This is a genomic window from Hyalangium sp. (assembly GCF_035629615.1).
In the GTDB taxonomy this organism is placed as follows: Bacteria; Myxococcota; Myxococcia; order Myxococcales; family Myxococcaceae; genus Hyalangium.
On record NZ_DASPHO010000588.1, the window covers coordinates 1 to 15,418 of the forward strand.

The window sequence follows — 15,418 nt, forward strand, 5'->3', positions numbered from 1 at the left end:
TCAAGGAGACTGTCCTCTCCTCCTTGCTCGCATGGGATCCCGGAGGCCTGCTGCCCAGGGTGGTGACCCACTACACTCGCCATGGGCGGACCGCGAAGCGGCGAGGCTGAGCAGCCGCCCCGTAGATCCGCTGCCCTTGCCGCTGCCGTGGAGCCGCACCTATACTCCGCGCTGCACTCTGGCTCACGGTGGATGCTCCTGCGGATGGCTTCCGGATGCGCTCATGACTGCCTCTGCTGAAGCAACCTTGCCCCGCCTCGAGCAGCCTGCCACCGCCTCTCGTGCTGAAGCGGCTCGCCCGCGCATTGCAGTCCTGATCCCCTGTTACAACGAAGAGGCCACCATCGCCCAAGTCACAGCCGGCTTCCGGGCGGCCCTGCCGGCCGCGACGATCTTCGTCTACGACAACAACTCCGGCGACAAGACGGCCCAGAGGGCCAGCGAGGCTGGCGCTGTCGTGCGCCAGGAACGGCTGCAGGGCAAGGGCCATGTGGTGCGCCGGATGTTCGCCGACATCGAGGCGGACATCTATGTGATGGTTGACGGCGATGCGACCTATGAGGCCGCCGCCGCGCCACGCCTGATCGAGCAGCTGATGCGAGAGGGCCTCGACATGGTGGTGGGCAGCCGCGTGGAGCAGCACCAGGCGGCCTATCGGCCCGGCCACCGCTTTGGAAACCGCCTGCTGACGGGGACGGTCGCGCGGCTCTTCGGCCAGCCGCTGGAGGACATGCTGTCGGGCTATCGTGTCTTCTCGCGCCGCTTCGTCAAGACCTTCCCGGCGCTCGCGGGTGGTTTCGAGATCGAGACGGAGCTGACCGTCCACGCGCTGGAGCTGAACATGGCCGTCGCCGAGGTGGCCACGGCCTATGGCGCGCGGCCCGAGGGCTCCGTCAGCAAGCTCTCGACCTATCGGGATGGGCTGCGCATCCTCTGGATGATCCTGCGCCTCTTCAAGAATGAGCGGCCACTGGGCTTCTTCAGCATCCTGTTCTCGCTGCTGGCAGCGCTGTCCCTGCTCCTGGCTGCTCCCGTCCTCGCCACCTGGCTGGAGACGGGGCTGGTCCCGCGCTTCCCGACGGCCATCCTGTCCACCGGGCTGATGCTCCTGGCGTTCCAGAGCCTCGCCTGCGGCTTCATCCTGGACACCGTCACTCATGGCCGGCGTGAGACCAAGCGCCTGGCCTATCTGGCATGCAAAGGCGCCTTTGAGTCTCAGGAGTGAACGCCCGCTGCGCCGCTGGGTGCTGCCTGCCGTTGTCTTGATCTGTCTGGCATTGGCTGGGGCGATCTTCGCCGTCATGCGCCGCGCGACGGCCACTCGCCAGCCGATAGGGCCCTATCTCAACGGTGCCATGCCTCCAACGCCACCCGTTCCGGGTGGAGGCGGCTGGGAGGCCGTGCCCGCCTTCCCCAGGCTCACGTTCCTGAACCCGGTGGGGCTGACCTTCGCGCCCGGCACGAGCCGCCTCTATGTCTGGGAGCGCGAGGGCCGTGTCTGGTCTTTCGAGAACAATCCCAGCGCCTCGCAGAAGAGGCTGGTGCTGGACTTGAGCAAGCAGTGCCAGGGCTGGGACGACTCCGGGCTGCTGGGGCTGGTCTTTCATCCAGACTTCCAGAAGAACCGCTACATGTACGTCTGGTACACCTACGTCTCTCCCGGGAAGGTCCAGGGCGATCCCAACAACCGTCTCCCGGTCTTCCTGCCCAACCGCGATCGTCTCTCGCGGTTCACGCTCGATGAGTCCGGTGTCGCGATCGCCGGCTCAGAACTGGTGATGATCGAGCAGAATGCCGGGAGCATCTGGCACAACGGCGGCGGCATGTTCTTCCACCCCGTGGATGGATTCTTGTACATCACCAACGGGGACGACGCCGCAACGGCCAACAGTCAGGTCCTCACGCAGAACCTGTTCTCCTGCATCCTTCGCATTGACGTGGACAAGCGAGGTGGGACGATCAGCCATCCACCGCGCCGTGAGCCCGTGAGCGGGCGGACCCGCTCGCTCCCCGGCGGTCCCCACTACTACATCCCTGACGACAACCCGTTCGTCGGAGTCCCCAACGCGCTGGAGGAGATCTGGGCGCTCGGGCTGCGCAGCCCTCACCGCATGACCGTCGACCCGGTCACCGGCCGCATCTTCGTGGGCGATGTCGGCGACGGTGCCAGGGAAGAGATCACGATGATAGAGCCCACCGATCCCGTTGGGCTCAACCTGCAGTGGCCCTACAAAGAAGGCTTCGTGGCGAAGAGCGCCCCTCCCGTCCCGCTCATCGGCACCGAGAAGCCGCCGGTCCTCGATTATGGCCACGGCGGTGATGGCTTCGCGGTGATCGGTGGCTTCGTCTATCGCGGCGCCGTGCACGCGGGCGCCTGGCCCCAAGGCCTCACGGGCGAATACCTCTTCGGAGACAATGACTCGAGGAAGATCTGGCGCCTGAACTTGAGCACCCACCCGGCAACGAAGGAGGAGCTCTTCACCCTCCCCAATGGCCCTGGCCCGAGCTCCGGGAAGAACTACACGGGGCTGTCCTCGTTCGGCCTGGACGAAAAGGGCGAGCTCTACATGTGCCAGCTCAGCAGCACGGGAGGACAGATCTACAAGCTTGCCCGCACCGGCGCTCTGCAGGGCCCGCCCCTCCCGCCCCTGCTCTCCGGTACCGGGGCGTTCCAAGCGCCGGTCCGCGAGATGACTCCGGCTCGCGGAATGGTTCCTTATACCGTCAACTCGCCGCTGTGGTCAGACGGGGCGGACAAGTCTCGCTGGATCGCGGTGCCCAATGATGGCCCACCGTACCAGGCCAGCGAGCAGGCCGGCTTCGCGCCCACGGGGGAGTGGACCTTTCCCAGCGGCACGGTGCTGGTGAAGCACTTCGAGCTCTCCATCGACGAGAACGATCCCACGGTGAAGCGCCGGCTGGAGACGCGGCTCCTGGTCCGCGATCCGGCGCCGCAGGCGGCCAGCAACTCGCTCTATGGCGTGACGTACAAGTGGCGCGCGGACAATACCGATGCCGAGCTGCTCGACGGCAGCGTGACCGAGCACCTCTCCATCAAGACCACCGCGCCGATCGCCGCGTTCATGGCCACCGACATCGGAGGCCCGGCGCCCGCGGGCTCGGCCACGGCCATGGAAGGCGGCTACCGCATCACGGCTGGCGGCAAGGACATCTGGGCTGAGGCTGATCAGCTCCACTTCGCTTATCAGCCGAGGATTGGAGACTTCGACGTCATCGCGCGCGTCCACTCGGTGACGCAGCCTGATCTCTACACCAAGGTGGGGCTGATGGCACGCGAGACGCTTGATGCAAACAGCCGCCACGCCTTTGCGATGCTCTTTCCTACCAACGCGATTCGTCATCGCAACACGGGAGCCTATGAGTTCCAGTACCGCGACACTACCGGAGGAGCGAGCACGGCCGTCTATCCCGAGCCCAGCATCCCTGGCAGCGGCTCGCGGACGTGGGTGCGCCTGCGGCGTCAGGGCGGCCTGTTCACCGGGTATGCCAGCTTAGACGGAGTGAGCTGGACGCCCTACGGCACCGTCACGCTGCCCAAGGCTCCAGCGACGATGTTCTTGGGGATGGCCGTCACCTCGCACGCGAGCGGCCGCCCCGCGGCCGCGGAGTTCCGGGATCTGGCCAACGTCCGCGCGCAGGAATGGTATTACCCGAGCCGCTCTGACTGCCTCTTCTGCCACAACGCCGAGGCGAAGTTCGTGCTGGGCGTCAACACCCGGCAGTTGAACGGGGAGCCCACCCCTCCCATAGACAGCACCGGCAATCAGCTCCTCACCTGGAACCAGCTCGGCCTGCTGAATCCCGGCATCAACGAGGCCGGCCTCGCGAAGTTCGACCGGCTGGTCCCTGTGACGGATGGCAGCGCGCCACTCGAGCACCGCGTCCGCTCGTACATCGATGCCAACTGCGCGCACTGTCACCGTCCCGGCGGCGTGCACTCGGCCTTATTCGACGGGCGCCATGCTACTCCGCTGGCGAGCCAGAACCTCGTCGGCGGACGGGTGTTCCATGACCTGGGGATCGACGGTGCGAAGGTCGTCAAGGCCCGGGACGTCCAGCGCTCGATCTTGTTCAAGCGCGGCAGCACACGCGATCCCTCGCTCCAGATGCCGCCGCTGGCCACCAACGTCGTGGACACTCAGGCCATGGCCGTTCTGCGTGGCTGGATCAACAGCCTGCCAGGGCTTCCGGTGCTGGATCCGCCGGTGATCAGCCCCAGCGGCGACGGACTGTTCAACCAGAGCGTTGAAGTCACGCTGCTGCACGATGAGCCGGGCACGGCGCTCCACTACACGTTGGATCGGACCATGCCCACCTCCTCGTCGGCGCGTTATACCGCTCCGTTCACGCTCGAGGCGGACAGCACGGTCACCGCCAGGGCCTTCAAGCCAAGCTTTGGACAGAGCGTGAGTGCCAGCGCTGCGTTCACCGTGGTTCCCCTGAGGGCCCCCGAGAACCCACCCGGCACCGTGAACGGTCTCGTCTACCAGTCCTTTGAGGGTGACTGGGGGACGCTGCCGGACTTCGAGACGCTGATGCCAATCAAGACTGGCGTCACGAACACCTTCGACGTTGGCCTGCGGAGCCGCGGCGATTCCTTCGCCCTCAGGTTTACGGGCTACCTCGAGGTGCCCACTGACGGCCTCTACACGTTCTATACGTCCTCCGATGACGGGAGCAGGCTCTCTCTCGGCACGGAGCTGGTGGTGGACAACGACGGACTGCATCCGGTGCTGGAGAAGTCCGGCACCATCGGCCTCAAGGCCGGCAAGCACGCGATCACGGTGACGATGTTCGATGCGGGTGCCCAGGAGGCCCTCACGGTCAGCTACTCCGGCCCAGGCCTGGACAAGAGGCCTATCCCCGGCAGCGTGCTCTTCCGGCCGGCGTCCGTGGCTGCGCCGGTCATCACGCCTCAGGGGGGAGGCTTCGCCGGCTCGCAACAGGTCTCCCTCCGCTCCACGACCGAGGGCGCGAGCATCTTCTACACGACGGACGGCAGCCTGCCGACGATCGGCTCCACGTTCTATACCGGCGCGTTCACGCTTGCCTCCAGCGCGAACGTCCGCGCGCTGGCCGTCAAGTCCGGCCTGATGCCGAGCCCTGTTACAAGCGCCGTGTTGACGCGCACGGATGCTCCGCCGGGCATCTCCGCGGTCATCGCCAGCGGCCTCAACACCTCCGTCACCGTGGTGTTCGACAAGCCCCTGGACGGCAACAGCGCTGGCAACAAGGACCACTACGCCATCAGCGGGCTGGAGATCTCCTCGGCGGTCTCGTCCGGCGACACTGTCACGCTGACGACCCAGAGGATGGCCGATAACGCGCAGTACACGCTCACCGTGAATGGCGTCAGGGATCCGGCTGGCAAGGTGATTGCCCCTAACTCTACGATGACGTTCCGCTACTTTCCGGCGGGATCGATCTCTCGTGAGTACTGGACGGATATCGGCGGAAGCGCGATCTCGAGCCTGACGAGCAGTCCGGGCTACCCGCACGGCCCAGCGGGAGGAGACCAGCCGGTGTGGTTCGAGGCGCCCCATAACTGGGCCAACAACTACGGCACGCGCATGCGCGGCTATCTTATTCCCGGCCAGAATGCTCGCTATACCTTCGCGCTGGCCACCGACGACGCTGGCGAGCTCTGGCTGAGCACCGACGAGAAGCCAGCCAATAAGGCTCAGATCGTGCGTATCGCAGGCTGGACGGGCAGGCGGAGATGGACCACCACCAGCGGGGGTACTCCTCTGCAATACACGACACCCACGAGCCTGATCAGCGGGCAACGCTACTACCTGGAGGCAGTCCAAAAAGAGGGGGACGGCGAGGACAACCTCGCGGTTCTGGCCGTGCCCATGGGTACGCCGATCCATGATGATGATGCACCCATTGGAGGGCCGCAGCTCGCGCCATACATTGAACCTGTGCGCATCCTCTCGCACCCGGCGAGCCAGACGGTGCCTGCTGGCCAGCAGGTGACCTTCGCCTTCGTGGCAGCTGGCTCCGCACCGCGCACGTACCAGTGGCTCAAGAACGGCGCCGCCCTCCGCGGTGCCACGGGGCCCAGGCTGATGCTGAACAACGTGACACGCAGGGATGCCGCCAGCTACAGCGTCGTGATCGGGAATCTGTCGAACAATGTCACCAGCGAGAGCGCGGCCCTGACAGTCACCCAGCCTGTGGAGGTGTCATTCAGCGCCGCGGCCTCCAGCGGATCCGAAAGTCTTGGCACAGCCCGCTGGGTGGTGTCGCTCAGCGTGTCCCCCAGCGTCACGGCCTCCGTCGACTATGCCGTCACCGGTGGCGGTGCTGCTCACGGCGGGCTGGATTACCAGACGCTCACGAGCGGGACGCTGTACTTCACGCCCGGCGGCCCCACGGCCCAGGAGCTGACCCTGAGCATTGTCCCTGATCTGCTGGACGAAGCTGACGAGAGCATCCAGGTCAGGCTGAGCAACCCGGTGAACGCCAGGCTCGGCGCTCATCGTTCGCACAGCTACACGATCAGGGATGATGATGCCGGACCCACGTTGGCCTTTACCCTGGCATCTTCCAGCAGTGTGGAAGGTGCAGCGCTGGCGGCCGTCCAGGTGGAGCTCAGTGCGCATTCCGGACGAACCGTGGTGGTGCCCTTCACCGTTACTGGCACTGCCATGGGTAACGGCATCGATCATTCGCTCGGCCAGGGGAAGCTGACCTTCAGTCCTGGCGAGAAGTCGAAAACGCTCTACATCCCGCTCGCCGACGACGCGGCGCCCGAGAGCGCCGAGACGATCATCCTCTCCCTTGGCACGCCGCTGAATTCAACCCTCGGTGCCACGGATGTACACACCCTGACGATCCTGGACGATGAGCCGGCATCGGCGCGGTCCTCGGACTGACTCTCTGGCAACAGGAGCCTCGCCCGTCTAGAGTCTCTGCCGTCGTGCGTCGTGCCATGGAGAGTGCCGCATGTCGCTGGAATCTCTCTGCCCCCGGCGCCTGGCTGTCGGGGCGCTGCTCTGCGGCGGACTCGCTGGGGCCGAGCCCGTCGGCACCGCCGAGGCCACTCGAGACGAGCCCCCGCGCAACTACGGCAACCTGCGCATCGGTGGGTCCTTGTCCAGCCGTCGCCCCACGGTGTGCCTCGAGCTGTCTCCCACCGACATGCTCGGTGTGGAGGGCTGCGGCACGGGCTCGGGCTTCCTGCACCATGACCCGGAGCCGGCGATCACCCACTTCCGAGCCAACCTGAAGCTCGCCAGCTGGAAGACGGGACGCTTCTGGCTCCAGCCGCGCGTGAGCGCCGGCTTCGCGGAGCTGCAGGTGGGCGAGGACAGCAGTGGCTTCCACTTCACCGGCACAGGCCCCACGGGCGTCGAGACGGCGGGTCCGGAGCTGGGCGCCTCGCTGCGCGCGCTCATGCCGGTGTCCTCCGGGGTGGAGCTCGTGGGCGAGCTGGGAGTGAGCACGGCCTGGCTGCAGCACGCGCCCCAGCTGGTCCGGCCGCAGTCTTCATGGCAGCCGAGCGCCAGTCTCACGTTCGGCATCGGCTTCTGAGCCTCACCTGGCGCGAAAGGACACTGTCGATGAAGACGGAGAACCGCTCGATGCAGACGTGGCTGGAGGCCTTCGCCGCCGAGCATGGTGCCATGGCTGGGACCGTGCACCTCCAGCGCGGTGAGGACCTGGAGCTGGTGGCTGCGGTCAACATTCCGCCCCCGGTCCTGGCAGCGGTGCGGCACGTGCCGCGTGGCAAGGGAATGGCGGGCATTGCCCAGGTGCGCAAGGCACCCGTGCAGACCTGCAACCTGCAGACGGACGACACCGGTCGCATCAAGCCGGGCGCCAAGGCGGTGGATGGAAGGGCCGCGGTGGCCCTGCCCGTGCTCGATGGGGCCGGGGAGGTGCTGGCCGTGGTGGGCATCGCCTTCATGGAGGAGGGGGAGATCTCCGCCGAGCGAGAGCGTGCGCTGATGACCGCTGCCGCGGGGCTGCCGCTCGGAGGCACCTGAGCCGGGCCCATGGCTCTACCGCCAACCGAGAGTCGTGCGTCGGTTCGCACCGGGAACGCGCTGGCGGGCTGGGCTGGCTTCTGCGGCCTGCTGCTGGCCGCCATCCTGGTCCCCTTCTTCCTGTTCGGTGAGCGGGTCGAGGCCGCGGCCAGCGCGTTCCTCTCCGCGCGCCCGCCAGACTGGCAGGTGGCCCTCGTCCTCGGCGGGCTGCTCGCGGTGGACATCGTGCTGCCCGTGCCCTCCAGCCTCGTCAGCACGGCGGCGGGCGGGCTGCTGGGCTTCTGGCTCGGGACAGCGGCCTCCTGGACCGGGATGATGGTGAGCTGTCTGGTGGGCTATCAGCTCGGCGCCAGGGCGGGAGCGCCCGCCTTGCGGCGGATGGCCGGTGAGGCGGAGCGGGCCCGCGTCGCCCGGATGGCCGCGCGCCACGGCCGCTGGTTCCTCCTCATCTTCAGGGCCGTCCCGGTGCTGGCGGAGATCTCCATCGTCTTCGCGGGTGTCAGCCGCATGCGACGTCGCGAGTTCCTCCTCGTGTCGGCGATCTCCAACCTGGGTATCTCCGCGATCTACGCGGCGCTGGGGGGCTCCGCCGCGTCCGTGATCCCGTGAGGCAAGCCGTACGCACTGCGAGTCGCCGGTGAGGGTGGTGGTCACCACGATGTTCGTCTCGGTGGCACCGGCTCGGGCTCACACGCCCTACTCCATGAGTTACATCCCGGTTCGCTGCTGCTACCCTGCCAGCCTCCCTGAACCAGGAGGCAACCATGGCGAAGCGCGACAAGGCAGACCCCTCGACCGTGTCTTGGGTCGATCTGCAGACGCCGGATCTCGACAAGGCGCGGAAGTTCTACGGCGAGCTGCTCGGCTGGTCTTTCGTGGGGGGTGACGACCCCAACGCCGGCTTCTACACGATGGCGCAGCTCGGGGGACGCAACGTCGCCGGCATGGCGAAGCTCCGCGCCGGCTCGCCGTTCCCGCCGATGTGGAGCATCTACCTGGCCGTCGAGAATGCCGACGAGATCGCCCGAAAGATCACCGAAGCGGGCGGCAAGATCGTCGTCCCGCCCATGGACGTGATGGAGGAGGGGCGGATGGGGTACTTCGCCGATCCGACCGGAGCGCACTTCGGGGTCTGGCAAGGCCGGCGGCACCAGGGTGCCCAGGTGATCGAAGAGACGGGATCGATGACCTGGCACGAGGTGTATACGCGCGACCTGGCCAAGGCCCGGCCGTTCTACATGAGCGTCTTCGGGCTGGAGGTGAAGCGCCTCGATGCTCCGGGGATCGACTACTGGACGCTCCAGAAAGGTGGGAGGACGGTCTTCGGAGCTATGCAGATGAGCGCTCAGTTCCCACCGGAGGTGCCCTCGCACTGGAACACCTACTTCGCCGTCACCGACACGGACGCGGCGGCGAAGAAGGCAGGCGAGCTCGGTGGCACGGTGATGGCTCCGCCGTTCGATACGCCCTATGGGCGCATGGCGGTGATCGCGGATCCGGCGGGCGCGGCGTTCTGTGTGATCAAGCCCGTCTCGTCATCGAGCGTCTGGTAAGCGGGCCTCGGATTTGTACTCGCTCTGGCGAGCAGCGATCTTCGGCACGGCACACCTGTGAACGGGAGCATGATGATGGATCCGCGAGAACGAACCCCTAGAGGGGTCGAGGCGTCGGCGCGCGACGAGCTGAAGAAACGTTTCCGCGGCGACCTCGTCCTCCCGGGTGACGTCGGCTATGACGAGCTGCGCCAGGTCTGGAACGCGCGCGTCGATCGGCGGCCCGCGCTCATCGCCCGCTGCACGGGCATCGCAGATGTCATGGCGGCCCTCGGGTTCGCGCGCGAGCGCGGCCTGCCCCTGACGGTGCGCGGAGGCGGGCACGATATCGCCGGCAATGGCGTGATCGATGATGGCATCGTTCTCGACATGCGCCCCATGAAGGGCGTCCGGGTCGATCCCGGCCGCCGCGTGGTGCGCGCGCAGGCCGGTCTCACCTGGGGCGAGCTGGAGCATGACACGGAGGTGTTTGGGCTCTTCCCCGTGGGCGGTCAATGCTCGACCACGGGAATCGTCGGCGTCACACTCGGCGGCGGGATCAGCTCGCTGAGCCGGATCCGAGGCCACGGCGTCGACAACCTCCTCTCCATCGACCTCGTCACGGCGGATGGCCGCTTCGTGACCGCGAGCGAGACAGAGAACCCGGAGCTCTTCTGGGGGCTCCGCGGCGGCGGCGGCAATTTCGGTGTCGTCACCGAGCTGGAGATGCGGCTCTACCCGGTCCCGGACATCGTCTCGGGCCTCCTGGCCTGGCCGATGGATCGGGCGGAGGAGGTGCTCCGCCTCTTCCGCGATCAATGCGCGACCGCACCCGACGCGCTCCTCCTGCAGCTCTTCAGCTGGGTGTTTCCTCCGGGGATGGGGTTCCCCGACAGTCTGGTGGGTCAGACCGGGGTCGCGGTCATGCCTGTCTTTCATGGAAGCGTCGAGGCCGCCGCCACGACGTGGCTCGCGCCATGGCGTGCCCTGAAGCCGGCGCTCGACGGCATCGGGCCGATGCCCTACCACACGCTTCAGCACCTGTTCGACGGAATGCTCGCGCTGCGGCTGCGCCAATACCAGCGGTGTGAGTTCCTCACGGGCCTTCCGGAGGAGGCGATCAAGGTTTTCGCCCGCTTCTCGCATGAGATCACGTCGCCGATGTCCATTGTCGAAATGGCGAACTTCACCGGAGGCATGGCCAGTCGAGTCCCGAGCGACGCGACCGCGGTCGCACGGCGCGATGCGCACCTCTTCTTTGCAATCCAGAGCGCCTGGAGCGACCCGGGGGAGGACGAGCGGCACCTCACCTGGACACAGTCGTTCTGGGAGGCCATTCGCCCCTTCTCCGCGGGCGGCGGCCATCCGAACTTCCTCGAAGGGGACGAGCCGAAGGAGCGCGTGGCGGACTACTTCGGGCGCGAGAAGTACGAGCGCCTTCGGGCGCTGAAGCGCGCGTGGGATCCGGAGAACGTCTTCCGCCGAAACAAGAACATCGAGCCGTAGCGAGAGGTGGGAATGGGCGTGGGTCCTGACCTCTCGGCGTTTCACCGGCCGGGGAGCTTCCCCTGCTCGTCGACTTCCAGCGCGGCCACCGGAGATGACAGAGCCCTCGTCGGAGAGGTCGACGCTTCTGTTTCTCCCACTCGGGATCAACGGGCCGTCTGCAGCGGTTTGCGCTCCTTCACGCAAGCCTGGATCAGCTCGAGCACGCTCATGCGGGTGCCGCCGACGTCGAACTGGTGCTCCTTGAACTCGGGATACCGGTTCTCCAGGATGCGCCCCTCCGCGATGCAATTGTTGAGCTGATCGAGCGCCTCGTTCTTGCGCGACTTGGAGAGGAGATTCTTCGCCAATTCGTAGGCCTTCCTCGGGCCTTCGTCGAACCGAAGCCGCACGTCGACCTGCTTTTGTGGCTCCTGCAGCGCCTCTGCCTTCTGGGCGCACTGAGCCATCACCTCTTTCGGCTTGACCGGTAGACCGCCGACGAGCACGTCGGACGCGGCGAGCCGGGCGTTCTCCTTCAACATCCTGGCGCCGTCGTCCTGGCAGGCCTTGAGCTTCTCCATCGCGCTCGCGTACAGCTCCTTCCTCTTGCGCAGGTCCGCGGTGGACGCGGCCGCCTCCGACATCGCGTGGGCGGCGGCCAGGGCCTCACCGGTCATCCGGCGCAACGCCCGCTCCTGCCGCGCGAACTCGAGCGCCTCCACCAACCTCAGCAGCTCGTTGCGCCCCCGCTCCGCGGACGCTGCGTAGCCGGCGTCCTGCCCCTCCAGCTCCGCGCGCGCCTCGAGCGCTTGCATGATTGCGTCCACGCTCTTCGAGGCGGCCTCGAGGTGGGCGTCGGTCGATGAGACGACCTTCGCTGCTTCGAGCTTCTCCTTCGCCGTGCTCACCCGCTCGGCGAGCTGCGAGCGGGCGTCCACTGCGGACAGCGCGATCTTCCGCCGGGCGATGCGGTCGCTCAGCTCCGTCATCCGCTCCTTCGTCTCCTTGGCGTACTGCGCGTAGTCGCGATCCTTCCTGACGAACTGGACGCCGGCCTCCAGCACCACGCCGATCTGCTTGACCGCGTTGTCTGCCTCCTGCAGCTGCGCCTCGGAGGGCTTCTCCTTCTGGATTTGGGTGACCAGGGCGGCCGCGCTCTTCCGCGCTTCGTCGACCTTCGCGCGCTGGCGCTGCAGATCGACCTCGTACCGGCGCTTCTCAATCGCCGCCCGGCCGTCCTTGAGCAACTGACGCGCGTCAGCGGCGGCTCCGCTGATCGCGGGATTCCTCGCGTGAACCGTCTCGAGCGTCTTCGCCAGGACGGTCAGCGCCGTGTTCGCCTCCTCGAACTGTTCATCGGTCGGAGCCCGCTTCTCGAGATTGCGCAAGGCCTGCATGACCTCGGCGCGCGCCGCCTCGAGGCTGCGGACCTGGAGTGCCACCTCCACCTCGACGAGCGTGTTCTTCACCTCGGTGAGGTACTGGCCGATCGCCTGACTCCGCCCTGCCTGCGGCTCGTACTTCTCCACCAGCTTCCGGACGACGAACGCCGCGGTCTTGGCCTCGGCGAGCTGCTCGGACGTCGGCTTCCTCGCGCGCAGCGCTTTGGCAGCCGCGACGAGCTCCTCCTGGGCAGGCCCCAACTCCACCTTGACCCGCGAGACACCCGCCGCCACCACGAGCTCCTCCATCTGGCGCTTCGCCTGCGCGATCTCGGCTCGTGCCTTCTCCGCCTCCGCGCGATACGCCTTGTCGCGAGCCTCAAGGGGCTTGCCCTCCTCGAGCTGCTTCTGCAACGCCGCCGCCGCCTTGTCGGTGGCGCCGAACTTCTCGTCCGACCAGGCCTTGCCCAGCTCGGCGAGCGCGGTGGACAGGGCCTTGCGGCTCTCGTCCAGGAGTCCTCGCTGCTTCTGTGCCGACAGCTCCAACCACCGTTCGTCGATCGTCTTCTGGTGACGGGCGACGGTCGCGTCTACCTCGGTGAGGTACGCGGCGAACTTCGGATCCTGCTTCGTCAGTGACCGGCTCTCCTCTGCCATCTGCTTGACCGCCGCCACCGCGGCCCGCGCATCGTCCATCTCCTTGGGACCGGGGTCTTTCCCCGCGACCTTTGTCATCCGATCGTTCAGGGTCGCCATCGCGCCGTCGATGCGCCGGCGGAACTCGTAGATGTGGATCTTGGCTCGGCGCTCGTCGACGTACTCGCGCTTGGTCCGGAGCTCCTTCCGTGCGGCCAGGACGGCCTTTGCGTACTCGAGATCCTCCGTCTCGAAGCTCGCGCCTGCGTCGAGCGCGCTCTTCAGCGCCTCCACCGCCGCGAGGGCGGCGTCGAGGTCCGCGTTGCTCGGCGGATCCTTCTCGATCCGTTGAACGGCCGCCGTCAGAGTGGCGCGAGCACTCTCAAGCCTCTTTGTTGCCTCCGCAACGGACTTCGCGGCGCCAGCCTCTGGCGACGCGGCAGATGCATCGACAGAGGCGAGGACGAAGAACCCGATGAACACCAGCGCTGAGGTACGTACCATTCGGGCCAATCTACTACAGCGAGGGGGTTGGAGCCCGGGCTAATCTCGGCGGAACCCGTTCCGGCTCGCCTGGCTGGAGACCGGGGAGAGAGCCCCACCGGGCGCGAGGCGTCACGGCGTGCTGGGAGGAGGTGGAGCGGCGGCGCCGGCAGGGCGGTCCCGGCGATGACTTGCTGGGCCTGATGACGCTGCGGGCCAGGGAAGATTCGCTAGTCCAGGGGTAGCTCCAGCGTGGCCGTGGCGCCCTTGCCCGGCCCTTCGCTCTCCAGCAGGAGGCGCCCTCCCAGCATCCTCGCCGCCAGCGCGCTTGAGTGCAGGCCCAGGCCATGCCCTCCCTCGCGCGTGGTGAACCCCTGGGAGAAGAGCCGCGCGCGGAGCTCGGGTGCGATGCCCATGCCCTGATCCACCACCTGGATGCGCGCCAGGCTGCCTACCGCCTCGAGCCGCAAGCGCAGGCTCCGCTGCCCCTCGGGCACCGAGGCCATGGCCGTCTTGGCGTTGCTGATGAGGTTGATCAAGATCTGCAGCACCTTGTGCCTGTCCACCCGAACCCTGGGCAGCACGGAGAACTCCCGGATCACGGAGACACCGTGGCGCTTGAGCGCAGGCATCTGGATGCTCAGGGAGTCCTCGACGAGCTGCGAGAGCTCGTACTCCTCCGTGACAAGCGTGCTGCGGGCATAGGTCTGCTGCACCTGGACGATGGCCCGGACGTGCTCGATGTGCTTGCTCATCGCGGCCAGGCCTTCCTGCAGCGCAGCCTGCTCCCGGAGCAGCTCTTCCGCCAGGCCCTCGAGATACTCGGGCAGCAGGATGCCGCGCGGATCGCGGGTGAAGAAGTCCGCCAGGGCGCTCTGGTGCTCCTGGAGCATGGCGGAGAGCTGCTTCACCCTCGCTATGCGAGAGGCGCTCACAGTGTGGCTGAGCATCTCGACGTTGACGATGGCGCTGGTCAGCACGTTGCCCACGTTATGGAGGACGCTGGTGGCCACCTCGGCCATGCCCGCCGAGCGAGCCGTCTCCACCAGCTGGGCCTGGGCCTTCCTCAGCTCCCCCGTGCGCTCCTCCACCCGCTTCTCCAGCTCATCATTGGCGCTGCGCAGGGCCGCCTCGGCACGCTGCACGTCCGCGTACAGCCGCGCGTTCTCGAGGGAGATGGCGGCTTGAGAGGCGAGGTGCCCGAGCAGAGAGAGGCGCGCGGGCGTGAAGGCGTTGGTGGCGAGGCTGTTCTCCAGGTAGAGCACCCCACGGAACTCCTCCTGGCGTACCAGCGGGAGGCAGAGCACCGAGCGGGCCTTTCCGCGCTCCAGCCACGCATCCGCCGAGAACGCGTGGGGCTGGGCACCATCGTCGATGAGCACGTGCTCCCGCGTGCGCATGACGTAGGAGATGAGCGTCCAGGGCAGCCGATCCTCCTCCGAGCCGGAGGACTCGGGTGAGGAGCCCGAGATCGCCACGACCGAGAGCTTGCCGCCCTGCAGCAGCACCAGGGCTCCCCGTTGAGCACCGGCGTTCTCGATGGCCACCCTCAGCAGCGTGGCCGCGAGCCGCTCGAGGACGATCTCCCCGGAGATGGCCTGCTGCGCCTTCACCACGGTGAGCGCATCGATCTGTGTAGAGCCCGTGTCGGTGCCGTTCTCCTCGGCCTCCGAGGCGGAGGCCAGGTACGGCCACTGAGCGTCCAGGTGCCTCACCTTGCCCAGGGCCCCCCAGCTCAGGTACGCCTCGCGGGCCTTGCGCGCATAGGCATCCGCGAGCAGGGGCATCTGCCGCGCGCCCCCCAAGCGGGCGGCGAGCTCGCACGCGAGGCCCACGTGCTGGGGAAAGCCCTGCTTGCGAGCCCACTGGATCGCCTCCTCAT

At 67.3% G+C, this 15,418-nt stretch carries 9 protein-coding genes; 7 read left to right on the top strand and 2 right to left on the bottom strand.

Translation table 11 applies throughout. From position 1 onward, the window contains the following. The first annotated feature begins 223 nt into the window (after window positions 1-223). From VD972_RS29615 to VD972_RS29645, 7 genes are all read left to right on the top strand, one after another. The gene (locus VD972_RS29615) at window positions 224-1,225 is read left to right on the top strand and encodes a glycosyltransferase family 2 protein (RefSeq protein WP_324992119.1); all 1,002 of its coding nucleotides are present in this window, start codon (window positions 224-226) and stop codon (window positions 1,223-1,225) included. A gap of 175 nt (window positions 1,226-1,400) precedes the next feature. Further along, a complete protein-coding gene (locus tag VD972_RS29620; protein WP_324992120.1) occupies window positions 1,401-6,902 on the top strand; it encodes a chitobiase/beta-hexosaminidase C-terminal domain-containing protein in 5,502 nt (1,833 codons plus the stop codon). A 70-nt stretch (window positions 6,903-6,972) separates the two neighbouring features. Beyond that, complete coding sequence (locus VD972_RS29625) at window positions 6,973-7,560, top strand: hypothetical protein (RefSeq protein ID WP_324992121.1); 588 nt, start codon at window positions 6,973-6,975, stop codon at window positions 7,558-7,560. Window positions 7,561-7,589: 29 nt separating this feature from the next. Further along, window positions 7,590-8,015 (top strand): GAF domain-containing protein, encoded by a 426-nt coding sequence (locus tag VD972_RS29630; RefSeq protein ID WP_324992122.1) that lies wholly within the window; start codon window positions 7,590-7,592, stop codon window positions 8,013-8,015. 9 nt (window positions 8,016-8,024) lie between these two features. Continuing rightward, the gene (locus VD972_RS29635) at window positions 8,025-8,624 is read left to right on the top strand and encodes a TVP38/TMEM64 family protein (RefSeq protein ID WP_324992123.1); all 600 of its coding nucleotides are present in this window, start codon (window positions 8,025-8,027) and stop codon (window positions 8,622-8,624) included. Window positions 8,625-8,779: 155 nt separating this feature from the next. Continuing rightward, complete coding sequence (locus VD972_RS29640; protein ID WP_324992124.1) at window positions 8,780-9,568, top strand: VOC family protein; 789 nt, start codon at window positions 8,780-8,782, stop codon at window positions 9,566-9,568. A 75-nt stretch (window positions 9,569-9,643) separates the two neighbouring features. Further along, window positions 9,644-11,053 (top strand): FAD-binding oxidoreductase, encoded by a 1,410-nt coding sequence (locus VD972_RS29645; protein ID WP_324992125.1) that lies wholly within the window; start codon window positions 9,644-9,646, stop codon window positions 11,051-11,053. Window positions 11,054-11,199: 146 nt separating this feature from the next. Here VD972_RS29645 and VD972_RS29650 read toward each other — a convergent pair whose 3' ends face one another. Together VD972_RS29650 and VD972_RS29655 are read right to left on the bottom strand one after the other, a co-directional pair. Next, a complete protein-coding gene (locus tag VD972_RS29650; RefSeq protein ID WP_324992126.1) occupies window positions 11,200-13,557 on the bottom strand; it encodes a hypothetical protein in 2,358 nt (785 codons plus the stop codon). 209 nt (window positions 13,558-13,766) lie between these two features. Further along, a partial coding sequence (locus tag VD972_RS29655; protein WP_324992127.1) for a GAF domain-containing sensor histidine kinase occupies window positions 13,767-15,418 on the bottom strand: 1,652 nt, incomplete at its 5' end.

Coding starts and splice junctions, on each gene's coding strand:
- VD972_RS29615 (WP_324992119.1), top strand. CDS start 224: ATGACTGCCTCTGCTGAAGCAACCTTGCCCCGCCTCGAGCAGCCTGCC.
- VD972_RS29625 (WP_324992121.1), top strand. CDS start 6,973: ATGTCGCTGGAATCTCTCTGCCCCCGGCGCCTGGCTGTCGGGGCGCTG.
- VD972_RS29630 (WP_324992122.1), top strand. CDS start 7,590: ATGAAGACGGAGAACCGCTCGATGCAGACGTGGCTGGAGGCCTTCGCC.
- VD972_RS29635 (WP_324992123.1), top strand. CDS start 8,025: ATGGCTCTACCGCCAACCGAGAGTCGTGCGTCGGTTCGCACCGGGAAC.
- VD972_RS29640 (WP_324992124.1), top strand. CDS start 8,780: ATGGCGAAGCGCGACAAGGCAGACCCCTCGACCGTGTCTTGGGTCGAT.
- VD972_RS29645 (WP_324992125.1), top strand. CDS start 9,644: ATGGATCCGCGAGAACGAACCCCTAGAGGGGTCGAGGCGTCGGCGCGC.
- VD972_RS29650 (WP_324992126.1), bottom strand. CDS start 13,557: ATGGTACGTACCTCAGCGCTGGTGTTCATCGGGTTCTTCGTCCTCGCC.